Genomic DNA, 22,662 nt, shown 5'->3' on the forward strand with positions numbered 1-22,662 from the left:
CCCGCACCGCCTTGCTTTCGACGATGCGGGTGGTGGCGCGGTCGGCACGCCTGCGGACGCTGTCGTGAAGTTCGGAAAGCGACAGGAAGCGTTCGTCATCGGGCCGGGAGAACCATTCTGACGAGACCCGGCTGACATTGCGGCCACGGGAGATATCGACCCGGTAACCGCCGCTGACGGGGCGATCATGAGATGGATGGGCGTGGGAGGGATGGGCGAGGACGGGTTGGTCGATGACTCGGGCAAGGCTGGCCATGAAGCTGCTCCTGAAGGTTGGAAGAAGGCAAGAGCCGGTGCATCACCGCATCCGTGCTCATCCTTATTCACCCCCTTCCCTCCACCGTCGGCAGGTCGGACGGCACAAAACCACTCAAGCGACGGCAGCTAGCCATTCATAAAGAAGATGGGCATCTGGGTCGCGCTCATGTCCGTTGGCGATCCGCACCAGACGCCCGTCGCAGGCAAAGCCCGATGCACGGGGGAAGTCGAGATAGATCTTGCCCTCAAAGATCAGGTCCGCCGAACGCACCGCCATAACCTTGCGGGTGGTCCCAAGTGCGCGGTGCCCCTCGGGCGCAGCGATGAGCTTCAAACTGTCGCCAGGTTTGAGACGTTTTTTGAAGGCCGCCAGAGAAATCAGCGGATCGACCGGGTTCGCGGGTCCGCGCCGCACCGCAAGTGCAGCCCAATAGGCGCGGCCGATACGCACCTCGTTGTAAAAAGAGCAGTTCATGAAATCCTGATAGAAATTCGAGCGGGTAAAACCAAACCGCTCGATCTGGTCGCCCAGCATGACCTCGAACGCACGCCGGGCGGTTTCGTCCGTGAGATCTGCGGGTGCATCGAGCAGCTCGATAATGACCTTGCGGCCACCGGCGAAGCTTTCGCCCCGAACCGAGAATGCCGCACCGACGACATGTGCGCCAAGATGGTGCTCGATCCGGCCACATAGTGCGGGCAAGGCCTCGCCCTGTTGGAAGAGATCGCCTTCATAGTGGAAATTGCCGCGCTCGTCGTGTTCGGTCTGGCTATAAAGGCGCGCGGATGCCGCCACCGGCAAAGCCTGTGTCATGGTGTTTTCCTTTTTCGTGAAGTTCAGGCGAGGCGCGCAGGATCAAGGCCCTGCGGGACTTTCGCCTCTGGGTTGCAGGCGGAAGCCAATCAGGCAGCTTTGGTGGCGATCTCCGCTTCGCCGACGATCTCGACATGCGCGCGGTGATAGCCATGCTGTTCGAGCCAGGCTTCTGCGGTCGTATGGTCCACAGCGACATGGAGCAGCTCGCGGTGATCGTCCCATGCCTGCACGACCAGAGCGGCTCCCGGTGGCGGGACGCTGGTCACCTCGAAGCCGCGCTGGTCTGTGACGGCGAAGACCCTGGATACTGAGAGAACGACGATGCCATCATTGCCATAGTCCCCTTCGTGCAGGGTGAAGGTCGCCGGACAGGGAAAACTCCCCGTGCCTGCAGGAGATCGCTGGGTAAGCTGCCCTGAGCTGTTGCGGTCTTTCCACGCGCTCAGCTTGCGTTTGAAGCGTTCCGGTGGGCGCGGTGTCCAATCCGTAAAGCGGATATGTGCGCCCAGCGGCGCCTCATCATAAATCGATTGTGCGGTAGTGGTCATAAGACATCTCCAGACGTGAAAAAGGCCCGGCATCGGCCGGGCCTGATGGTGGTGACGGGTAGAAAAATTCACCGGCGCGAGTTGGGATCGGCGGCGGCGGTTGAGCGACCCGGTGCAACACCGTTCCGTGGGGCAGAAGTGAAGCCTGTGTCTGCGCCTCTTCGTCCCGCGCGACGACCCAGGCCCAGTAACCGAGCCTTGTGTCGCTATTGGCGACTTCGGCTTGCCAGTCGGCGACAGGGTGATCGGGATGATCGGCCCATGGATCGTTCATGGGGAGATCAATGCTCATCAGATGATCCCGCCATCAAGCGCGCGGGAGAGGGCTTCGCCGGTAGTCTCAATCTCGATGCGATCGGCGAAAATGGCGCACCATCCGCCAGAAAATTCTCCGATCCTGGCACGTGAACAACTGCACGCCCATTCAAACCCGATCGGCGCCTCGCGTAACGTCGCCTGACAGCAACGTTGGATCAGCCCGGCAAGCGCATCAGGCTGAAAATCGGTCGTGCTGGAGAAGATTACGGTACTGACCATCGGCTGGTCGAGCGTGTTGCCGCCCTCAAAATCGACCCCGAAATTCGGGAAATCGCAATCCGGGAAGATGGCGAGAAAGCCGCTGCATGGATCGTCCGGCGAGGTCGGCGGAAACACCGCCAAAAATTCCGGCGTGAAGTCGGTCGGGGTTCTTTCATCCTGTAGGTCATAGCTCGCCTGGAAGGCTTCCTCGAGAAGCGCCATTTCCGCATGGCTGCAGGTGAAGGCGAAGCTGCCCTGGACATAGGAGTCAGCCATGACACAGCTCGCATGTCCGGACCGAGGACGCTTCGTCCTCGGCAATCGCGAACGGCGGCGGTGTGAACTCGGCGGAAACGAACCAGCGATCCACCGCTTCGGCCGAGCCAAGGGCACGGTATCCGCACCGTGTCAGAACTACCTCATCCTGTTCGGTCAGATCGAATTGAGCCGTGGGGCACTGACCCGTGAAGACCACCCGCTCGGGCCCGAAGGCTCCCGCGCAGCTGCCGGATGACCGCACGAACGGCAGCGCGTGCTGTTCGCAAAAGCTTTCGGTCTCCTGGAAAATTCCGCCAGGCAGTTCATAGGCGAAAGCCTCGAGGGTCTTGCCATCACTGACGCAGGTATCGTCCAGAGCCTCGCCTTCCCAGTCGGCACGGCCACCATCCAGTTCGATGGCGGCGATGAGGCCCGGAATGCAGGATCGCGGGATAGGCCCGCCGATGACGATGGACGCGGTTGCACGATCAGCCATATTCAATCTCCTTGTGAAATGGGTAAGCGCGGCACCTCGCCGCCGCTCCAGCCCCGAACCCCTCCCTCCCCTCCATCTGCACAAATTTTAGGCAGCCTTCCCGGCTGCGCACGAGCTCACGCCGAGGACAGCCGGGATATGGGTCAGGAATTGTCCGTCATTTTGGTGCGGTGTACGTTGATGCCGAAACGCGGTGACGGTTTGCGCTTGGCGATCAGCCTTCGGCGGCAGCGACGCCGATCAGGTGACGCAGTTTGGACCAGGCCAGTTCCTCGCCCGCGCGCAGTCCCCTGTTGAGACCCTGGCCATAGAGTCGGTAGGCGGCAGCGGTCACTTCAGGCGTGGCACTGGCCGGGAACAGCGTAACCAACTGACCTTCGTCATCGAGCATTTCGAACACATCTGCCCCCGATGAGAGTTTGGTGATCGCGATGCGGGCCGGGCTTCCCAGCTGTTCAAGGTCCGCGTTGAAGCTCTCGACAAAGAGCGGATCGAGGATGGGGTCATCTTGCGCCATGGGATTCTCCGAAAGACGCCGCCGAACCATCCGGCAGCACCCCTCACCTTCCCACTCCCCTTCCGATGTCAGGATGGTGGACCGGCTCGCAACGAGAGAAAATGGCGGCGGTCAGATTTCTGCGGGGAGCGCGAAAGCTTTGCCAATCATGATCCGTGTCGATAGCAGCGCGGTGTCGAACGCATGGCCCATAATGCCAATGCTCCTGAACCAGTCCCGGCTCTGCTTTGTACCGTTGAGCAGATCTAGCAGCAGATCCTCGTCCTGTGACATGGTTCCATCGCAGCCCACACACACCGGGCGGCGCAGCGCCATCTCGTAGAAATGCATCAGGCTGTCGATGACTGGTGCCAGCATGCCGCAGCCTTCCTGCGCGAGCGATACGAACAGATGGGGCTGGACGGAGAGCCCCGTATCGCGCGCCTCGCGCCAGCGGCGAATAGAAACCAGAATGATCGACAGGATGGAAATCGACCCGCCCTCAAGGGCCCCAGATTGAAATGTCATATGCCGCGCTCCGGTCGACTCGCTCACTATTGCGAATAGTTCGCAACTAATGCCGGATGGCGCGGTGAAGGGCAAGCCGCTTGCGCCGGCTGGAGATGAACAAACGGCAGAACCATGCGGTCTCGCAAGGCTCATGCCCGCCCCTCTGTCGGCGCCGGTAATATGGCTGCAAGAACCACTTCGGCCCGGTCCATCGGCACGAATACCCGCGTCACATAGGCGATGACTTCGGTGAAGCATCCGCGCGCCTTCAGCCATTCCCGGTCCTGGGGCAGCGCTGAGCGCAATTCGAGACGGCGGCTGTTATTGACGAAGACCGACACCAGGCGGACGCCCTCAAGACCTGGCAGCGGCACCCCTTCGTCGCTGCGCGCCGCGGCGATCAGCTCGGCAGGTGTCAACCGGACCGAGGCGGCAAGCCCGAATTCGGCTTCGAGCTTTTCGACCGCTGCAGGCATGACGATACGGCCGAGCAGAGCCTCGCCGGTGCTATCGGCGATACGCCAGACCCGAACATCGTCGGCGGGAAGCTTGTGCCACACGGGCAGGAGTAGGCCTGTGGCCAGACTGATCGTCTCGACATCGAGCGCAGCAGATGCTGCCGCAACCTCTTCGTCCCACAATTGGCGGAAGCTGTCGCGTTCGACCGGCTTCCAGTGGGTATGGCGCAAGACATCTGCGGAAAGGCGTTCATATCCCGTAGGACGGACCAGCTGGCACATCGGCACCGGCCTGCCCTCATCATCGGTGATCGACCATGATGGTACGCGCAGCGCAACCCGGCCCGAACGGCCATTGCGCAAGAATGCGATGTCGCCGGTGCCGTCCCAGATATGCATCAGATGTGCCCAGGACGTGGTGTGCGGCTTCATATGGAGTTCAAGGCGAAGCAGGCGGGTCTCTGCGCCGGTGAGCGGATCGGTGCGCAGTATCTGATCGGACAGGGGCACGATGCGTGTCGCGCGGATCGTTTCGACGCCCATGTCGAGTGTGCCAGCCTCGCGCGCCGCGTCGACCCGGGCCTGAATGAGGCCGATATATTCCTCGAAGATCGCGTTCTGGGTGGCAATGCGTAGCGCCAGGATACGGTTGAGCCAGCGCTGGATCGGCGGCAGCTTTTCGAGCAGACCGCCGCCCTGATCATCGGCCAGTTTGAGCCCGGTCATTCCCTGAAAATCCATCAAACTGGTGCTGCCTAGCTTTCCGGCATGGAGCAGGTGATACCACTGGGTCAGCGCTTCCTTGGCATAGTCGCTTTCGAGATTATCGGCAGGGTCGAACAGGTTCTGGCCGCCAGTCTGGCGCTGCCCGCGGGTCAGTGCGCCCAGACTGTCGAGGCGGCGGGCGATGGTGCTGATGAAACGCCGCTCGCCCTTGCAGTCGGTGGTGACCGGCCGGAACACCGGCGGGCTTGCCTGGTTGGTCCGGTGGGTGCGCCCCAGCCCCTGGATCGCGGTTGCCGCCTTCCAGCCCGGTTCGAGCAGGAAGTGGATACGGCGTTTGGCAGCGCTGCCGCAGGCGAGATCGGCATGATAGGATCGCCCGGTTCCGCCCGCATCGGAAAAGGCGAGGATCGGCTTGCGCCCGGCCATGAAATCGTCGCTGTCGGCCTTGCGCGCCCCCACCCCGCGTGGTTCCAGTTTCTGGTTGCCGCGCTGGTCGAGCACAATGCGCCGCGAGCGCCCGGTTACTTCGGCAACCTGATCGCTGCCGAAATGGGCAATCAGGGCATCGAGCGCGGCGGGGATCGGCGGCATACCGCAGAGCTGCTCGACCAGCGTGTCGCGCGCAGCCAGTGCTTCCTGAAAGTGAACCGGTGCGCCAGCCTCATCGACCATCATTTCCGAACGCATCGTTCCATCGCTCGCCCGGAAGGCGCGCAATTGCCGGGTCGGAAAGGCATTTTTGAGATAGTCGATGAGTGTGTCGAGCGGCGAGACCTCAACCATCAAATGCGCCCGTTCCTGCGCCGAAAGCGCTGCAAGCCGCCGTTCGAGGATCGCCGCCGCCGTGGTGACAAGCTGGACGACGGCGACATGGCCCGCAGCCAGTTCCTTCTCGATCGAGCGGATCACACTCGGTATCTTCATCGAGACCAGCACCTGGGAAAAGAACCGCTGTTTCGCGCTTTCAAATTTCGACAGCGCCGAGCCTTTGGCCTGCGCATTCAACGTATCGCCGGTCATCCGGTCGAGAATGTTGGCCGCCTTCATCGCCTCGTCGAGATTGCGGTGGATGATCGCCCAGGCATCGGCATAAGCGTCGTAGATGGCGATCTGATCCGCCGTCAGCCGGTGTTCGAGCGCCTCATATTCAACGCCCGCAAAGCTCAGTGCCCGTGCAGTATAAAGCCCCATCGCCTTCAAATCGCGGGCGACAATCTCCATCGCCGCGATCCCGCCATTGTCCATCGCCGCCATGAACGCCGCCCGGTCGCGAAACGCCGTGTCTGGCCCCCACAGGCCGAGACGCGCGGTATAGCAGAGATTGGCGGGGTCGGTGGCGCCGGTGGCCGAAACATAGAGAACCCGGGCGCGAGGCAGCGCATGTTGCAGCCGGACACCTGCCAGTCCTTGCTCGGAGCCTTTGGCAGTGCCGAACTCGGTGTCGGTGCCCGCAGCATTGGCGAGAGCATGGGCTTCGTCGAACACCAGCATGCCGTCAAAATCGTCCCCAAGCCAGGCACGGATCTGCTGGAGCCGCGATGCTTCATCATGGCGCGAAGAGCGCAGCGTCGCATAAGTGAGGAAGAGGATGCCGCTGGGCATGCCGATGGATGTCCCGAACGGAAAGGCATCGAGCGGCTGGATGTCGATGGGCACCCCGCCAAGCGCGGTCCAATCTCGGCGCGCGTCCTCGATCAACCCGGCGCTGGCCGATATCCAGACCGCCTTGCGGCGTCCCTGGTTCCACTGGTCGAGAATAGAGGCGGCAACTTCTCGCCCCTTGCCAACGCCGGTGCCGTCGCCGATGAAATAGCCGGTGCGGTAGATATGGCCCTGCGGGGTCTCGATAAGCTGATCGCCAGCATCATTGGGCAGGAAGCTGCCGGGAAGGTCGCGCGCGAAGGCCTCCCCGGCATGGATCAGGGTTTCGAGCTGGGCATCGGACAGCGCGGCAAGCGCGCGGTCTTGCAACATCGGCCGGTAGCTGGGCGCGGGCGGGAGGACCGAGGCCATGGCGACGGATTCGACCAGCTGATCGGGATGGGGTTTTCCACCTGCAATGTCGATTCGCGCGAGCCGCCAGGGGACATAAATGCCGACGGGATCGCCAGCAGGCAGCGGGGTTTCCCGAACGGTATAGTCGAGCAGGCGCGGGACATCGTCGATGCGCGGTTCGCGTTTGGGTGCCTGGATGCGCGGGCCTGACAGCTTGGCGAAGAGCGAGGCTGGTGATCGTATCGGAGCTGGCCGCATCCGGACTTGCGCCATGGCAGGTGCGGGCGGCGGAGTGCTTGATAGATCGAGCCGGGGAGGCAGACCCAGCACGATCAGCAGTGCCGCTTCGATATCGGACACGCAGTGACGCGCAGGTTCTCCGGTCCAGCCCTTGTCGTAGATCAGCAGCCGTACCGCGATGCTGGTGCCGTGCTTGGCATAAGGATTGCCGAGGATAGTGATCTCGGCGCGCGGCGGAACGATTTCGGCAACCGTCGCATAGCCGGTAGTGCCGCTGCCATCGGGTGCGAAACTCGGCGGCATGATCGCGACGCAGCGCCCGCCATGGCCCATACGCAGCAAGGCGGAGCGCAAATGCCGGGCTCCGGCATGGCGATCACGGCCGCGACCCTCGCTGCGGCTGAACGGCGGGTTGATCAGGACAACGCTGGGAACAAGGGCGGGCGGCAGTTTGTCGTGAATGAACTCGGCATCATGGGTGGTGACGTCATGACCCATCGCGACACCCAACAGTGCGGCGCGCTGGTCATCGCGTTCGTTGAGCAGCAGCCGTGCCCCTGCCCTCAAAGCATGGGCGGCAAGCATCCCGGTTCCTGCCGAGGGTTCGAGCACAAGGTCTGACGGGGTGATCTGCGCGGCGCGGGCAGCAAGCCAGGCCAGTGCGAGCGGCGTGCTGAACTGCTGGAGATCGACCTGATGCTCGGAGCGGTAGCTCTGCGTTGGCAAGCTGTTCTGGAAGGCGAGCAGCGCGGCGAAGATTTCGCCCGGATCGGTCCGCTGTCCGATCGGTCCATCATCGCGGCCCAACAGCAGCACCTGCGCGGTTTCCAGCGCGTCATAGGCATCGCGCATCGACCATGCGCCGTCCGCGTCTGATGCTCCAAATGCCGGCATCATCTGCCGCGTGAGATACTGGCGGGTGACGCCGCCGGCATGAACAAGCGCCTCGGCGACATTCCGAGCGACACAATGGAGTTTGTCGGGCTTGCCGTCTGCAATGGCGAAATCGAGTTTGGCGAGTTTGAGCAGGGTCAAGTTCATGGGGCGCTATCCTTGGGAAGTCGGGCGGCCTTCCGCCCCGTCGCCAATCGCCCTCCCCCTTCCTCCCCGTGGCCGGGGAATGAAGAAACGGGGCCACGGCACGACACCGCAGCCCCGTCAGGAGAGCAGATCAGGCAGGTCAGGCGGCGGCGGCGAGGTCGTCCATACCGCTGTCGACATCGGCACCCGGGTCGGTGTCGGCATCGCTGGACATCACGTCTGCGGCTTCGCCCATCTCATCGTCCACGCCATTGTCCTCGATCGGTTCGCCCACCTCGTCGGCCACAGGCTGGAAGCGCATGGCGTCGGGCAGCCACGAAAGCGCGCGTTCCTTCACTCCGGCTTCGACCAGTATGTCGCCCGCGAAGAGTCGCTGCGCCGATGCGGCCAGATCGTGCTTCTTGGACGCGCCGTAACGGTGCCGCAGTTCACCGCCACCGACCATCTCGAACAGCGTCAGGATCGAGGGCTTGGTGATCCGGTCGAAGTAGTTCTTCGCCGTTGGCCGCCACCAGGCCGCGACGTCGATCCCGAGCTTGACGCCCAGATGATCCAGGAAGTGGCTGCCGGTCTTGCCCGCTGGCACGGCGTCGATCGTGCGGGCGATTGCCCAGCCGAGCCAGGCCGCCCGCACATCGTCGCCCAGCGCACAAAACGCGTCATAGCGCGCACTGACATCACCGTGATCGATCCAGCTGCGGTCGAGCGCGGCATCGAGCTTGGCCCATTCTTCCGCCGCCAGTGTGCCACTCTCGAACCCGGTAACGCGCTGGGCAGGCGCATTGGCCCTGAGTTCGCTCGCCAGATCGCTGCTGCCGTAACGCCGCAGTGCCGCATCCACCATCGTGAAGGTGCCGAGATCGAGCGCGAATGCCGGATCGCTTGCGACATGGACGGCAAGCAGTTCGGTTTTCATCATCGCCAGTTCGTCGGCAAGGCGCTGGCTGACGACGGGCTTGCCCGCACCTTCGGCTTCATCGCCGTGATCCGCATCATCGTCGCCATCGCCGACTCCATCTTCATCGACCGGCATTTCGACCGGCGCGATGTAGAGCTGCTCATGGATGCGGGGCTGACCATCGCGGCCGATGACGACATAGGCGAGCGCCGAAGCCTTCTGTTCGTCGGTCAGGATGGGGCTGCGCGACTGGATCGCCTCATACTCGGCTTCGAGTGCCTGGGTCCGTGCCTCGTCGTCAGCGGTGTAGCCCTCACCGTTTTCGTCCGCCGCAGCGTCCTCGATCGCTCCAAGTTCGTCCTGGATCAGCTCACACCGGGCTTCTTCCTCGTCCGTGAGCGGAGGAAGTTCACCCTGCACCTGCCGAAGGCCATAGGTCTCGGTGTAGGGAATGTGCGGTGCGGCGACGCTGCGGATTTCGGCGAAGCCTTCGCGCTGACGGATCGCCTCGGCGGCAGCGGCAAGCTTTTCGTCGGCAAGGTGATCAAGGATATCGCCGTCGATCCACATTTCGGTGGCGTCATCACTGAAGAGGTCACTTTCGATCCGGCCACCTGCGGCGACATAGTCGTCACGTCCGACCAGCAGCGCCTTGGGGTCGCTGCCGCGGTATGCACTCGAAGCCAGCTGGCGCCGGATTTCGCCGACATTGGCGCGGTAATAGCCCTGGCTGAGCTGCTCGAACACCGACGCCTGGCGCGTGGTATCGGACGTGCTGGCATAAGCCATGGCGATATCGAGCGTGACCGACCCGTCGCGCAGCGCCTCGAACACTGGCTCGGCGAGACCCGCCAGTCGCAGGCGGCCCTGCACGAAGCGTTCGGTGAGGCCAAAGCGCTTGGCAACATCGGCGGGCGTCTTGTTCTCGGTCTCGATGATGTCCTGGAACGCCCGGCAGGCGTCGGCGGGGTTCATCGCCAGCTTGAAGAAGTTCTCGGACAGGCTGATCTCGACTGCGTTATTGGCATCGGCGACGACCATCACCGGCAGTTCGAAATCGGCAGACAGATCGCCCTTCTCGATGGCGCGGTGAACGGCATCGAGGCGGCGGCCGCCGGCGGTGATGCGATATTGCCCCTTCTTGCGCGCGACCGGCAGGCCAATCAGGTTCTGGAGGACGCCATGCGCGAGAATGCTGGCTTCCAGTTGAGCATCGGCTTCGGCATCGCTGCTCTTGCGCACATTGGTCGGCGATTTGGCAAGTTTTGCCGCCGAGACGAGTATGATGGGCTGGGACATGCTGGTTCTCCTGGCGGACCGGGCCAGACCATTCAGGCCGCTTGCCGCATCCAGTCTCCCACCCCCTTCCCTCCTGCCCGGAGCGCGTCATTCCAGTCGTTGAAGCCTTGCGGCGGCCACAGCACCTCGATTGTTCTGCCGGGCATCGCATAGGCATCGGTCGCCTTGGCAGCACCGATCCGTCCACCACGATCATTGTCGGGGAGCAGGATCAGGCGGGTGACGGTGTCCGGAATGGCGATGTGTGCGAGGCGTTCGTTGCCGAGCGTCGCCCAAACCGGAATGTCGAGCAGGAGGATCGCCGACAGGGCCGTCTCGATTCCTTCCGCGAGCCCGAGCGTATCGTTTGCTGGTGCCAGGATGACCGCGCCTTGGCCGGGGCGACCCAGCATGCGCCGTGGATTGGCGAGGTCGCGGGCGCGACGCGGCTCGTCAGGTTCAAGAAATGTCCGCTGGAGTGCGACTAGGCGTTCCCGCTCATGTAGCGCCGCGAGCATGGCGGGTCTGAACACCGCGCGCCGCCCTCTGCCAAGCGGCGTGCGTCGGTGGAAACGCAAAGCGGATGGTGACAGGATAATCGAGCGACGCCGCAGATACTGCTCGGCCGGTGTTCCTATGACAGGGAACGCACCATCCCATAGGTCCAGTGCTCGCTGCCTCAGCCATGCGGGGCTGAGAGATGTCTGCGATGTCGAAAATGCCGGCGCGCCATTCAATGGAATATTGCGATCGAGCCGTCTGATCGCCCGGATGACGTCAAGCGTGTCACAACCGGCAAAGCATTTGAACAGCAGCGCTTTCTCGCCAACGCGAACGGATAGGCTGGGCGTGCGGTCATGATGGGCCGGGCATCGGCACATCGCGCCATTCGGCGACCATGTGCCCCCAAGGCGTTTGACGAGATCGGCTGCATGTGTTTCCAGGTCGCAATGGACCGCAGGATTGTCGAGATTGGATTTGGAGCGAAGAGTAGACGTTCTGGGCATATGGCCTCCCGATCAACACCGCCTGATTCCCTCTTCTCTTCCCAAACGGACGCCACACAGATGCGGGAAGCAGCGCGCTGGCACGACCGTTTTCGTGCGGCGCCATCTCCATTGTCAGAATAGCGGTTCGCGCTCTTCGAAGCGGTACCAACAAAACGGCAATGGCTCTCCAGCCTCGCCTCAAGATTGCCTATTCAAACCCGCTTCTCAAGCTGAGAGCCATTCATAGGGAACCAGTGCGTGGTCACGCCAGTGTTCTGCCAAAACAACACCGGCAAGATCGCCCCAGACATCCTCATCGGCATGATCCAGGACGACGATCTGCAATCGGCCGTTGGCCGCAGCCGCCTGTTCGCCGAGCAATTGGAATACCTTGCGGACCGCGACAACGTCCTCGTCTCGCCATGCGACTGGATCGGTGGCCTCATCGCCAGCAGCACGACGAGGGAAATATACCTGGCTCGGCTGATCATAGATCAGTAGGCCGGGAACGGGATGATGAGGCAATTCCAGGAAGAAGGTCTGCAGCGCAAGCGTTAGCGCGACATGATAGGCCAGCCAGTTTGCGCCGCTACCGATCTCCCAGAGATAGTCATCGCGCGTTCCCCTGATGACCTTGACCGTCAAGTCTGCGACCATCAGGCGCACCGGTGCATCTGGCCATTCCGCGTCCAGTCGGGGAATCAACCGGCCAGTCGTTGCCTCGATACCGTCCAGGGCGTTACGCATCTTGCGCTCAATTTCGTTCTCAGACACTCGGCGCCGAAGCTCTCCCATCTGCGACTTGATTGCATCGATCTCCTGGCGAAGCCCCGCCGACTGGTCGGTGCGATCATAGAGCAGGAGGGCCTGTTCAAGACGGCCAAGGAAGCGCTCCATCCGATCGAAACGGTCAATGGTCTGTTTCGCCTGCTGCGAATTGCGCTCCAGCATGCCGATTTCCCGGCGAATCTCGTTCAGACGGGCAAGCAGCACTTCCGCATCACCCCGCAGGCGCAGGATTTCCTTGTCGAGCGTGTCGGACACGCTGGGATGTGTGCGCAGCCGGACCTCAATTGCCGCAAGCGCATCGCTTAGCTGCTCAACTTTTTCACGGCCGCCGTCGCCCAGGATCGCCACGGCGTCATCCCGCCTGTCATCGGGCATAAGTTCCTTGAGCCAGTCTGACAGGGCCAGGCGGTCGCGCTGGATGCGCAGCGCGCTGCCATAGGCATCGCTGCTCTCGATAAGCCGCCGCAGTTCACTCAATCGTTGCCGGTGTTGGGTAAGATTGACCGCGACAGCGCTTTCCTCGGTGCGCAATTCCTGAAGCCGGCCGAGAGCAGCGTCGATCCCTGCGATATTGGGATGAGCCGCTTCGCTGTTCGCTTCGACGACGCCGCGCAGCATGTCGACTATGTCAGGCCAGTCGCTTGGAATCGCTTGATCGGATGGCAGCAGGCCGAACTCGATCGCTTGCCTCAGCCAGGACTGCGCTTCCATCCGCCAAGCATTTCCGGCAGCCATTAGCGCCCGAAGTTCGCTTTCGCGTCGCCGCAGGAGTCGGCCCAAACGATCGAGTTCATAGCGTGCCTGCAGAACCTCGGCGGTGACAGCCTGCAGAATATAGGGGAAGATGGTCTTCAGCTTCTCGCGATGCTCGGTCGTGTCGGCCTTGAAGAACATGACGTCGGGGTTGGCGACGATATTCTGGGGTTGAAAGGTGAAGGCCATGAGATCTCGGAAACTCGGCCGAGACTTGAAGCCCCCTTCTGCTTCAGGTTCGAAGTCGAGATTGGTGAGGCCCGCAAGCCGGTTCAGCATGGCCTTCACGTTCGAGGCGGACGTCCCCTTGCCATCGATGCGCTGCGGAACCTCGACCTCATCCCCCTCAATGAGCACCATGTCCCCTGTAGTCTGCTGATCACCAGGTTCACGTCGGGCGAGCAGTTTCTGCCCTTCGACCGTATCGATCACGACGCCGAACCAGCTGCAATTCTCTCGAATGACGCCGACCGGAATCGCGCACTTGTCCGAGGCAAGGCAATAGTCGATGATCGGGATGACCGCTGATTTACCCGTTTTCGACGCACCACTGATGACGTTGACCACGCCGGGATGGAAATCGACGATGCGTGGTTGGCCGTCGTGACGGGGCCAAAGGATCAATTTACGCAGCTGGAAATACATCAGAAATCGATCCTTAAGGTCGAAGCGATTTGCGGAATGCCAAGCTTGGAAAACCAATAGCCCAACTTATCGGCAGCGCCGGCAAACCCCTTCAGTCGCTCTGGGATAACGGGCTTCCTGACGCCGATCAGATCGAGCGGATAGCCGTGCAGCGCAGCATTCTCATAGTCGATCTTGATCAGTCGCGACGTCGCCGCCATGCCAACTGATTGCAGGCTTAGCGGTCGTAGTTGGAGCGCACGGCCGTGCAGTTCCATCAGCACTTCGCGCTCTTTATCGAACTTGGCCGCAAACAACCACAAACCTGATGACTTGCGGGTCGAGACTACCGCATCGAATGTCGGACGATGGAGCAGCATCGGCAGAATGAGGAAGGCTAGCGGGAGCGGCACGGCTTCGGCACCGTCTTCCTGATAGCCGAGAGTGAAATGCCAGATCAAAAAGGCGCCGATCGCGGGATTCTGGACGATATCGAGTTCGCTGAGGTCGACTGCCGAGGTGATCGTCACCCTGCATCACCATCAAGCAGAGTCTCATAGTCCGTATGCCAGCCGATGCGTCGACGATCGGCGAGATCGTTAAAACTGCCATGGACGAAATGCCCCGGCACCACCCGTCCATCCAGCGGGGCCTGGTGTTGCGCACATTGACGATAAACGAGACGCCCCTGAACCTCCGCAGCCTTGTGCCCATGCAGATCCGCGACATCGCCGCGGGCCATGCCGTGCCGGCGCACAAGGTCATCGTCCCAACCATCCAGGCTTCCTGAAAATACCAGGCCGCGCTCCGCCCATTCGGCCTTGTCGGCCGAGGTGCGCAGGAAATCGCTGACCGCTCGCAGACGATCCTCGTCGCTCGCCTGGACCAGTTCGAGTTGCCTGATGAAGATAGGGCGTGTTGAGGCGATGTCCGCCACGAGCGCATCGCTGGGTGCCTCAGCCAGCGATGTCAGCAGGCCGGGCAGGTTGTTCTGCCGGATAAATGCCTGGAAATCCTTTCGGAACGCGTCGGCATCAAGCATCTGCACTTCGCCGCGCTGGATGAGGCGGTCGAGCGCCTGCTTGGCCTGCCCAATTCCAGACTTGACCAATATGTCGACATGGTTCTCGGCAATGGTGGGCAGGAGTACCGCACGGATGGCATCGAGTGGGTCCGAGGCGTTAGTCTCCAGCTCGAAATGTCCGACTATGGCGGCTTGCTGTCCCTTTGATGCGTCTAGAAACGGCTGGAGGTGAGCGGCGCAGGCGGGAGGGGTCTTCTGCTTTGCGAGTCTCGCCCGGATCATCGTCAGAACGGCTTCGACGTCATCAGCGTTCGCGGCACCTGCCAGCGCCTCGGCGAACGCCCCCTTCTTTGCAGGTGTGACGTACAGGCGAAAACGCGTAGCCTCGGCCTTGCATTCCTTCGCCTCAAGCATCGTCAGCCAGTTGTGGAAGGCCTTCCACAGATCGATTGCCCAGTCCGAAATGGGATTCTGCTTCAGCGCACTTTTGGTCTGTTCGAGACAAAGGCTGCCATCGGCATAATGGATGGCGACGTCGTCCTGTAATTCGAGCGATACCTTGGCCCCTTTAGGGCAAGTAAGAAGATGATAGAAGACCCGGACTGGCTGAAGAGCAAAACCGAGATATTGTCCGGGTGCACTGTGCTTCGCAGGTTTAATTTCGGCATTCATACATGCGCCCCCTCTGATGAATGCTGAGCGACCAGCCTTTCTCGGTCAAGAGACAACATAAGCCCTGGTCATGGCAACCTTTTGTGGTGCGACCGATCACAGCGGGAAGCGCTGATCGCGTCAGGCGTTGCTTGCCATCTTCGGTAGAACCGCCCAAACTATCTGGCTCACATATCAAAAGGCGGTAGTCGGCCTCGGAATATACTCCAGCGGCACCCATCAGGTAGCCCATGGCGGTGTCACCTCTTATTTAAGAGCGCTTACCTTAGCTCATTTGCTATTTAAGCCAAGAGGGCATTGCTTAAATAAGACCGTACCGTCATATTGGACTCATGTCTGAACCTGCCCCCAATCTCCGGCTAGGCCACTATGTCGAAACCCTTGTTGCGGGAGAGATGGTGCGCGCGTTCGTGCCGCCGCCCTTGCCACCGGAACCGCCGATTGACGTGCTTGCTCTGCTGGAGCGGTTGAGCCTGGCGGAACGAGCATTGGGGCGTCTGGACGGCATCACCATGCTGCTGCCGCGCCAGGAACTGTTCCTCTACATGTATGTGCGGAAGGAAGCCGTCCTCTCATCCCAGATCGAGGGCACGCAATCGACGCTTTCGGATCTGCTCCGTTTCGAGACCGAGGCGCAAGCTGGCCAACCGGTCGACGATATTCGCGAAGTTTCGAACTACGTCGATGCCATGATGTATGGCCTGGAGCGGCTGGAAGACTTGCCCCTGTCATTGCGTCTAATCCGGGAGATGCACGCGCGACTGCTGCAAAGCGGGCGTGGCGGCACGAAGAGCCCCGGCGAATTCCGGCGTTCGCAGAATTGGATCGGCGGCACACGTCCCGGAAATGCGCTCTTCGTACCGCCGCCACCGACCGAGATGGATGGCTGTCTCGATGCGCTTGAACGCTTCATGCACGAGGAAGGGTCACGGCTACCCGCACTGATCAAGGCCGGCCTGCTGCACGTTCAGTTCGAGACCATCCATCCGTTCCTGGACGGCAATGGCAGGATCGGCCGGTTGCTGGTCACGCTTTATCTCTGCGTCAACGGGGTGCTGCGCAAGCCGTTGCTCTATCTGAGCCTTTATCTCAAAACCCACCGCGCTGACTATTACCGCCTGCTTCAGGAGGTGCGCGAGCATGGCGCGTGGGAAGCCTGGCTCGACTTCTTCCTCACGGGCGTCGCGGACACCGCCAATCAGGCATTCGATGCCGCCACCCGGATCGTCGAACTGTTCAAGGAAGATCGCGAACGCATCACGGCGGAGAGTGACCGGGCTGGTTCAGTGCTTCGTATACACGATCACTTTCAACAGAACCCGTTCCTGACGGCCAATCAGCTCGTCCTGCACACGGGCCTCTCCGCCCCCACGGTCAATGCAGCGCTCGCCGATCTGGAACAGTTCGGTATCGTCGAGGAAATCACTGGCCGCAAAAGAGGCCGCGTTTTCAGTTACCGGCGGTATCTCGCAATCCTGAGTGAGGGCACCGACCCGCTCCCCGCTGCGACCTGACGGAAGGAAGCCTGTGCGTATCGAATCTGTAACCCTGTCGGGCTTCCGTTGTTTCAGCCCCGATCCGATCACAGTGCCGATTTCATCGGAGATCACGGCCGTTGTCGGCCCGAATGCGGCGGGCAAGACCGCGCTCCTGCACGCACTGTCGAAGCTGTTTGGCGTATCGCGCGCGCAGCGCACCGTTCAGCGTTCAGATTTTCACCTTAGCGCAGACAACCATCCGGATGATCGCGAACCCAAGGATTTGTTCATCGACGTGCTGATCGGTTTGCCCGAACTGGCCGATGGCACCGCGACACCGGAGACGATCGCCCCCTCGTTCCGGCACATGCAGATCGAACGAGAGGGCAAATCGCCAGTCTGCCGTCTGCGCCTCGTGGCGCGATGGGAAGACGACGGGACGGTCGAAGGTGAGGTTTCGCAGGAACTCTTTTGGGTCGATACGCTCGATGACGATCCGACCGAAGACAAGTGTCACCCTGTTTCGGCGGCGGATCGTGGCCTCATCCAACTCTATTATACGCCTGCCAGCCGGGACGCGGCGGCCCAGATTAGGGCAACGACGGGCGCACTAGCCGCTCGCCTGCTCCGCGCTATCGAATGGTCGTCCGAGACCGAGGAGGCTGTTCAGAAAGCCACTGAGAATCTGGCCACGGCATTCGAGAGCGAGTCGGCGATTGCCGCGATCGGCAAAGCCGTGCAGGCGCGCTGGTCAGGCCTTCACGACGATGTTGTCGATACGAAGCCCAGGCTCAGCCTGGTCAGCCGCCGGTTTGAGGATGTCGTCAACAAAATCGCCGTCATCTTCGAGCAGGGACCGGACGGTCAGGAACGCGGTCTCGACGCTCTGAGTGATGGGCAGCAATCCCTATTCTATTTCGCGCTGGCCGCAGCCGTTTTCGATCTGGAGCGCGAGGTTGTCGCCGGCACGGTCGAGGGGTTCCGCGACGATACTCTGCGCATTCCCGCCCTCACGATCTTCGCGGTGGAAGAGCCGGAAAACCATCTCTCCCCTTATTTCCTGGCGCGCATCATCCGTCAGGTCCGCTCGCTGACCGATGCCGGTGGCGCTCAGGCCATCGTCACCAGTCATTCGCCCGCGGTTTTGAGCCGCGTCAATCCGCGGGAGGTTCGCTACTGCCGCTGCGATCCGGAGACGCGCATCTCGTCGGTCAAGACGATCAAGATGCCAGCAGGTGTCGATGAGGCAGCCAAATTCGTTCGCGGTGCCGTACTCGCCTATCCAGAACTCTACTTCGCCCGGTTCGTGCTGCTCGTCGAAGGAGATTCGGAGCGAATCGTCTTGCCGCCTCTGGCTGAGGCGCTCGACCTCCTGATCGATCCTGCCTTCGTCGCCATCGTGCCACTAGGCGGGCGGCATGTGCAGCACTTCTGGCGGTTATTGAAGCATCTGGGCATCCCTCACGCGACCCTCCTGGATCTCGATCTGGGTCGCGAAGGTGGCGGCTTTGGCCGAGTGAAGACGGCGATCGAGAATCTCATCGAATTTGGCGTGCCAAAAGCCAAACTCCTAGAAATTGAAGGTGGCTTGTTGTCCGACGAGAGACTCTCAACAATGCACACATGGCAGGACGTGGAAGATCGGAAGATTCTGAAGGGATGGCTCGATCGCCTCAAGTTGCATGGAGTCTACTTCTCCGCGCCTCTCGACCTCGATCTTGCCATGCTTGAAGCCTTCCCGGAGGCATACGAAGCGATCATTCCCAAGGGCGGCGGACCAAAGATGACCGCTGACAAAGCGGCGGAAGTAGTTCTCGGGACGGCTGGACCAGGGCTCACGCTCTACACGGGGGCATTCAAGGACTATCCAGACCTACTGCCAGCCTACCGCTATCACTTTCTTACACATAGCAAGCCGGCAACCCATCTCGCGGCGCTGTCGCACATCAAACCCAAGGCGTTGCGCGAAGATATGCCTTCTGTTCTGGCCGAAGTTCTCAAGCACATCGCCAAGTCATTGCGGCGGGACTAGCCATGGCGGTGCTGTCGCGACGGGTTCGCCCGGATGATTGGAAGCCGGTCGGCGTGGACGCGCTCGAAGCGAATGCGTTGAAGGTTGTCCGGTCGGCAGACAATCGATCCGTCATCGCCGGCCCCGGTGCAGGCAAGACGGAATTGCTCGCGCAACGCGCCGCCTATCTCCTCCAGACGGGCACCGCACCTCCGCCAGGGCGTATTCTGGCCATCAGCTTCAAGCGCGATGCCGCAACGAACCTCGCCGCGCGGGTCCGTCAACGATGCCACCGCATTCATGCCGGGCGCTTCGACTCCATGACGTTCGACGCCTTTGCGAAGGGGCTGATCGACCGCTTTGGTCAGGCATTACCCGAACTCTGGCGACCCACGCCCGACTATGAAATCATGTTCCCCAATGATCGAGATTATCGGGATTTCCTTCAGCAGCAACTCGGTGCCCCTCCGACATCGGTCGGCATCTACGCCGACATTCAAGCGATAACAGTGAAAGCGTTCGAACGCCGTCATCTGGTGGGATTGCCGCTCCCGTTGGAAGGCTGGCCAAATCCGACGCCGTGTCAATGGGCAGCCGATCGCTACTGGCAAACGTCGCTTCGCAGTGGCAAGACGAGCGGCCTGTCGTTTCCCATGATCGGGCGCCTTGTCGAACTACTGTTGCGGGTTAATCCGATGGCGCGCGACGCGCTGCGACTGACCTACTCGCACCTGTTCATGGACGAGTTTCAGGATACGACTCAAATCCAATACGATCTGGTTCGCACAATCTTCCTCGGCACCGACACTGTGATCACCGCCGTGGGGGACAACAAGCAGCAGATCATGCGCTGGGCCATGGCGATGGATGATCCGTTCACGGCTTTTGACGCCGACTTCGCCGCGAAGCGAACACCTCTCTACAACAATTATCGTTCGTCGCCCGAGCTGGTGCGTATCCAGCATGTTCTGGCCCAAGCCTTAGACGCGCGCGCCGTGGCACCGGTATCGAAAACGGTGGGCACGATCGCAGGGGACAGTTGCGCAATCTGGGATTTCTCGACGCCGGAGGTCGAGGCGGACCGCCTGGCGGCATTCGTTGCCGCCGAGATGAAGACCCAAAAGCTCGGCCCACGCGATTTCGTTCTGCTTGTCCGCCAGAAGGCCGTCGACTACGCGGCTGTCCTCGAACCGGCCTTCGCGGCCGCCGGTATTCCCCTGCGCAACGAGGCCGGGACCGTCGGCACGGTCATGCTGCAAGAACTGCTGGCGGAAGAAGCATCGGAACTGGTCGTCGCCATTCTGCACCTCGCGATGACCAAGCGGGCCGGCCGATATTGGACGGACTGTCAGGAGGCGCTAGCTGCACTCCGTGGCGTCGCGCCCGATGAAGAGGCCGCGCAGACCAAACTTGCCCGCGAACTGGACGCATACGTGATCAAGCTCAGCGCCGCACATCCCAATCCACCAAAAACAAAGGCAATAGCGCAATCCATCGTGGACGACATTCTGGCCTTCATCGGCCGGGAACGGCTGATCGCCGTTCATCCCGCCTACGGCCAGGGCAGCTGGCTCGAAAAGGTTCTTGATGCGGTCGCGGTGCATCTGCTGGTGTCGTCGGCTGACGGCATCGATTGGTCATCGGCTCTTGACGCCTATGAAGGCATCCATGCGATCCCGCTGATGACAATCCATAAAAGCAAAGGACTCGAATACCACAGCGTTATATTCGTCGGCTTGGACGATGGCGCATGGTGGAGTTTCTCCAACGATCAGGTCGAGGCTACTGCGGGTTTCTTTGTTGCATTCACTCGCGCCAAACAGCGTGTCGTTTTCACCTATTGCGCTCGTCGTGGCTCACGAACCAAGATCGCGACACTGTATGAGCTTCTGAGTAAGGCAGGGGTGCAGAGTGTGCGCGTTGCTTAATTTAGGTGATGCAGGGCATCGAGGAGAATATATGTGACCATTACCTTCGAGGTTCATGGAGAAGACGGCCTCTTCTCCTATCCCGATGGCCACGATGACATCCAGCAGCAGTTCGACAATCTGCTGGATGAACGCGATGCCGGGAATCTCAGCCGAACCAATTACGTCGGCAGGCTCAAGGAACTTGTTGCTGCCGATCCGACCTTCATCGACGGGCAAGACGCCCGACGCCATCGCCTTTCTTCGCTGGCTTCATACCCATCCCAAGGTGATGGCTGAACGGGCAGCCTACCTCGAAGGCCGCGAAGCGTTGTTGTGGAACCATGACGTCGAAGAGCGTCGCGCCATCCTGGTGCAGGAAGATGCCATCGTTCATGATATCGACGATCGGCTATCGGACGTGATCGTGCAGTCCCGCACCGACCGTGGCGGTTCGTCCGTGGTTCCCTGGAATTATACAAAGAAACGCGATCGTTTCTGATTGCCAGAGGACGGATCTCTGCCTGCCCATAGGAAACACGCCATTCCGACTAACTATGAAGAACTCCGCTTTCCTGATTTTTATGAAATCACCCTGGTCGAAAGCAAATCCGCCCAATCGCAAAGCGCCTTTTTGCGAGCGTCAAGCATCTCGGATTTGTTGTAGACGCGCATGATCTTCGACCGCGTCGCGGTCGCGACGTGGTTCAATATCCGATCCGCAACATGGGGCGGCACACTCAGAATCTCGCAGGCGTGCGTATTGAAGGTCGTTCGCAGATCATGAACGGTCCAGTGCGGCATGTGCTCAACGGTTTCCAGATCGATCCCCGCCTGTTCCGCCTCCTTGATCCGGGCACCCCGGACTGCCTTGTCAATCCGGCGCTTGGCTTTCGTGAAACCCGAGACCGATGTTTCACCAGTGGTCGAAAAGAGTAGCTTCGACTCCTTCGGCCGCTCCTTGTGGTTGAGCGCCTCGATAATGATGGACCGAGCCAATGGCGAAAGCGGGACACGCAGGGCCTTCGCGTTCTTCGTTCGGCCAGCGGGAAGTACCCATATTCCCTGATCCGGCGTGTCGTCATCCCCGACAGTCAGATCCGCGATCGGCATGGCCGATATTTCTTCCCGCCGCATCGGCAGCACTATCAGCAAACGGTATAGCTGCTCGAATGGATATCCAAGGCCAGTGGTTGCAGCCCAAACCTCGCGTAGTTCTTCAAGGGTGTGAAACCGGTCGCGCTCGTTTTCCTTGGCCGGCTTGCGGATGTTTTTTGCGGGAGAATCGGTGAGGATTTCCTCTTCGACGCACCAGTTGAAGAAGGCCGACGCATAAGCGAGCTTCCGGTTGGCCGATATCGGTGCCTGCCGGGCATGCTTCTTGACGAGATCGCTGATCTCGGCGCGGGTTATCGAGGCCGGCTTCCGGTTGGCGAGGGTCGTCATCAGACCCTTTTTGCCGTCAAGTGCACGCCGGGTCTGAGCACCGCGACGGTGCTGCGCGAGAATGAGTTCCTCATACAGGTCCAGTACGTCCTTGAGGGTTGTTCTGGTCCGTATCTCAAGAGCTGCTTCGCGTGCTGCAACCCGCTTCTCCTCGTTGAGGTCATGGCCCTGGACGACCTTGGCCCGCGCCTCCTGTGCTGCCGCTCGCGCCTCGGCAATACCCATACCGGGCCAGGATCCGAGCTTGATACGCGTGGGTTGACCATTTTTCAGCCGCCCCCAATACGACCAGCTTGCGGATCGTTGACCCGCGCGGATGCGCAGGCCCGGCTCGCGATCATCGCGGAGTTCGAGTTGCCCAGAGGCACCATTCTTGGCCCTCAGGATCAGGGCCTCAATTCCGTTTTTTGTAAGTGAGGCCGCCACTCGAA

At 61.2% G+C, this 22,662-nt stretch carries 19 protein-coding genes and 1 pseudogene; 5 read left to right on the forward strand and 15 right to left on the reverse strand.

Features of this window, described 5'->3' with window-relative positions; genetic code table 11:
• The 14 genes and pseudogenes from EBBID32_RS05155 to EBBID32_RS05215 form a co-directional block, all read right to left on the reverse strand.
• Positions 1–256 (reverse strand): annotated as a pseudogene (locus EBBID32_RS05155) (hypothetical protein); the annotation flags it as partial.
• 114 nt (positions 257–370) lie between these two features.
• Positions 371–1,072, reverse strand: a complete 702-nt coding sequence (locus EBBID32_RS05160; protein ID WP_006952041.1) for a hypothetical protein — start codon at positions 1,070–1,072, stop codon at positions 371–373.
• Positions 1,073–1,161: 89 nt separating this feature from the next.
• Positions 1,162–1,623, reverse strand: coding sequence for a hypothetical protein (locus EBBID32_RS05165; protein WP_006952044.1), 462 nt, complete (start codon positions 1,621–1,623; stop codon positions 1,162–1,164).
• Positions 1,595–1,915, reverse strand: a complete 321-nt coding sequence (locus EBBID32_RS23980; protein ID WP_006952045.1) for a hypothetical protein — start codon at positions 1,913–1,915, stop codon at positions 1,595–1,597. Before EBBID32_RS23980 ends, EBBID32_RS05165 begins: the two co-directional genes overlap by 29 nt.
• On the reverse strand, positions 1,915–2,418 hold the full coding sequence (locus EBBID32_RS05170; RefSeq protein ID WP_006952046.1) for a hypothetical protein: 504 nt from the start codon (positions 2,416–2,418) through the stop codon (positions 1,915–1,917). The genes EBBID32_RS23980 and EBBID32_RS05170 overlap by 1 nt, the downstream gene beginning before the upstream one ends.
• Complete coding sequence (locus EBBID32_RS05175; protein ID WP_006952047.1) at positions 2,411–2,896, reverse strand: hypothetical protein; 486 nt, start codon at positions 2,894–2,896, stop codon at positions 2,411–2,413. The genes EBBID32_RS05170 and EBBID32_RS05175 overlap by 8 nt, the downstream gene beginning before the upstream one ends.
• Positions 2,897–3,110: 214 nt before the next feature.
• On the reverse strand, positions 3,111–3,413 hold the full coding sequence (locus EBBID32_RS05180; protein ID WP_006952048.1) for a hypothetical protein: 303 nt from the start codon (positions 3,411–3,413) through the stop codon (positions 3,111–3,113).
• Between the two features lie 111 nt (positions 3,414–3,524).
• Positions 3,525–3,920: a hypothetical protein gene (locus EBBID32_RS05185; RefSeq protein WP_006952056.1), complete on the reverse strand. Its 396-nt coding sequence runs from the start codon at positions 3,918–3,920 to the stop codon at positions 3,525–3,527.
• 131 nt (positions 3,921–4,051) lie between these two features.
• Positions 4,052–8,362, reverse strand: a complete 4,311-nt coding sequence (locus EBBID32_RS05190) for a strawberry notch family protein (RefSeq protein WP_006952057.1) — start codon at positions 8,360–8,362, stop codon at positions 4,052–4,054.
• 139 nt (positions 8,363–8,501) lie between these two features.
• The gene (locus tag EBBID32_RS05195) at positions 8,502–10,559 is read right to left on the reverse strand and encodes a ParB/RepB/Spo0J family partition protein (protein ID WP_006952060.1); all 2,058 of its coding nucleotides are present in this window, start codon (positions 10,557–10,559) and stop codon (positions 8,502–8,504) included.
• A 32-nt stretch (positions 10,560–10,591) separates the two neighbouring features.
• Positions 10,592–11,545, reverse strand: coding sequence for a DUF7146 domain-containing protein (locus EBBID32_RS05200; protein WP_037488944.1), 954 nt, complete (start codon positions 11,543–11,545; stop codon positions 10,592–10,594).
• A gap of 207 nt (positions 11,546–11,752) precedes the next feature.
• Positions 11,753–13,714 carry a DUF3732 domain-containing protein gene (locus EBBID32_RS05205; protein WP_006952064.1) on the reverse strand — a complete coding sequence of 654 codons (1,962 nt, stop codon included), beginning with the start codon at positions 13,712–13,714 and terminating at the stop codon, positions 11,753–11,755.
• Complete coding sequence (locus EBBID32_RS05210; RefSeq protein WP_006952066.1) at positions 13,714–14,223, reverse strand: three component ABC system middle component; 510 nt, start codon at positions 14,221–14,223, stop codon at positions 13,714–13,716. The genes EBBID32_RS05205 and EBBID32_RS05210 overlap by 1 nt, the downstream gene beginning before the upstream one ends.
• Positions 14,220–15,389 (reverse strand): ABC-three component system protein, encoded by a 1,170-nt coding sequence (locus tag EBBID32_RS05215; RefSeq protein WP_006952069.1) that lies wholly within the window; start codon positions 15,387–15,389, stop codon positions 14,220–14,222. Before EBBID32_RS05215 ends, EBBID32_RS05210 begins: the two co-directional genes overlap by 4 nt.
• 332 nt (positions 15,390–15,721) lie before the next feature.
• Here EBBID32_RS05215 and EBBID32_RS05220 point away from each other — a divergent pair, with 332 nt between their 5' ends.
• Genes EBBID32_RS05220 through EBBID32_RS05240 form a run of 5 tightly spaced genes read left to right on the forward strand, consistent with a single transcriptional unit; the run spans position 15,722 to position 21,287 of the window.
• Positions 15,722–16,903 (forward strand): Fic family protein, encoded by a 1,182-nt coding sequence (locus EBBID32_RS05220; protein ID WP_081628039.1) that lies wholly within the window; start codon positions 15,722–15,724, stop codon positions 16,901–16,903.
• Positions 16,904–16,916: 13 nt separating this feature from the next.
• Positions 16,917–18,899: an ATP-dependent nuclease gene (locus EBBID32_RS05225; protein ID WP_006952073.1), complete on the forward strand. Its 1,983-nt coding sequence runs from the start codon at positions 16,917–16,919 to the stop codon at positions 18,897–18,899.
• 2 nt (positions 18,900–18,901) lie between these two features.
• On the forward strand, positions 18,902–20,806 hold the full coding sequence (locus EBBID32_RS05230) for a UvrD-helicase domain-containing protein (protein WP_006952075.1): 1,905 nt from the start codon (positions 18,902–18,904) through the stop codon (positions 20,804–20,806).
• Between the two features lie 33 nt (positions 20,807–20,839).
• Positions 20,840–21,085 carry a hypothetical protein gene (locus EBBID32_RS05235; protein WP_037488947.1) on the forward strand — a complete coding sequence of 82 codons (246 nt, stop codon included), beginning with the start codon at positions 20,840–20,842 and terminating at the stop codon, positions 21,083–21,085.
• The gene (locus tag EBBID32_RS05240) at positions 21,078–21,287 is read left to right on the forward strand and encodes a hypothetical protein (RefSeq protein WP_037488950.1); all 210 of its coding nucleotides are present in this window, start codon (positions 21,078–21,080) and stop codon (positions 21,285–21,287) included. Before EBBID32_RS05235 ends, EBBID32_RS05240 begins: the two co-directional genes overlap by 8 nt.
• An 80-nt stretch (positions 21,288–21,367) precedes the next feature.
• On the opposite strand, the gene EBBID32_RS05245 is transcribed toward EBBID32_RS05240, so the two are convergent.
• Positions 21,368–22,657, reverse strand: a complete 1,290-nt coding sequence (locus tag EBBID32_RS05245) for a tyrosine-type recombinase/integrase (RefSeq protein WP_156022466.1) — start codon at positions 22,655–22,657, stop codon at positions 21,368–21,370.
• Positions 22,658–22,662: the final 5 nt, after the last annotated feature.

Source organism: Sphingobium indicum BiD32 (genome assembly GCF_000382885.1).
GTDB classification, from domain to species: Bacteria; Pseudomonadota; Alphaproteobacteria; order Sphingomonadales; family Sphingomonadaceae; genus Sphingobium; species Sphingobium japonicum_C.

Excerpts from the sequence above, each read along its gene's own strand:
- EBBID32_RS05185 (WP_006952056.1), bottom strand. The coding sequence starts at position 3,920 with ATGACATTTCAATCTGGGGCCCTTGAGGGCGGGTCGATTTCCATCCTG.
- EBBID32_RS05205 (WP_006952064.1), bottom strand. The coding sequence starts at position 13,714 with ATGTATTTCCAGCTGCGTAAATTGATCCTTTGGCCCCGTCACGACGGC.
- EBBID32_RS05200 (WP_037488944.1), bottom strand. The coding sequence starts at position 11,545 with ATGCCCAGAACGTCTACTCTTCGCTCCAAATCCAATCTCGACAATCCT.
- EBBID32_RS05215 (WP_006952069.1), bottom strand. The coding sequence starts at position 15,389 with ATGAATGCCGAAATTAAACCTGCGAAGCACAGTGCACCCGGACAATAT.
- EBBID32_RS05195 (WP_006952060.1), bottom strand. The coding sequence starts at position 10,559 with ATGTCCCAGCCCATCATACTCGTCTCGGCGGCAAAACTTGCCAAATCG.
- EBBID32_RS05240 (WP_037488950.1), top strand. The coding sequence starts at position 21,078 with ATGGCTGAACGGGCAGCCTACCTCGAAGGCCGCGAAGCGTTGTTGTGG.
- EBBID32_RS05190 (WP_006952057.1), bottom strand. The coding sequence starts at position 8,362 with ATGAACTTGACCCTGCTCAAACTCGCCAAACTCGATTTCGCCATTGCA.
- EBBID32_RS23980 (WP_006952045.1), bottom strand. The coding sequence starts at position 1,915 with ATGAGCATTGATCTCCCCATGAACGATCCATGGGCCGATCATCCCGAT.
- EBBID32_RS05175 (WP_006952047.1), bottom strand. The coding sequence starts at position 2,896 with ATGGCTGATCGTGCAACCGCGTCCATCGTCATCGGCGGGCCTATCCCG.
- EBBID32_RS05160 (WP_006952041.1), bottom strand. The coding sequence starts at position 1,072 with ATGACACAGGCTTTGCCGGTGGCGGCATCCGCGCGCCTTTATAGCCAG.
- EBBID32_RS05170 (WP_006952046.1), bottom strand. The coding sequence starts at position 2,418 with ATGGCTGACTCCTATGTCCAGGGCAGCTTCGCCTTCACCTGCAGCCAT.
- EBBID32_RS05180 (WP_006952048.1), bottom strand. The coding sequence starts at position 3,413 with ATGGCGCAAGATGACCCCATCCTCGATCCGCTCTTTGTCGAGAGCTTC.
- EBBID32_RS05165 (WP_006952044.1), bottom strand. The coding sequence starts at position 1,623 with ATGACCACTACCGCACAATCGATTTATGATGAGGCGCCGCTGGGCGCA.
- EBBID32_RS05220 (WP_081628039.1), top strand. The coding sequence starts at position 15,722 with ATGTCTGAACCTGCCCCCAATCTCCGGCTAGGCCACTATGTCGAAACC.
- EBBID32_RS05230 (WP_006952075.1), top strand. The coding sequence starts at position 18,902 with ATGGCGGTGCTGTCGCGACGGGTTCGCCCGGATGATTGGAAGCCGGTC.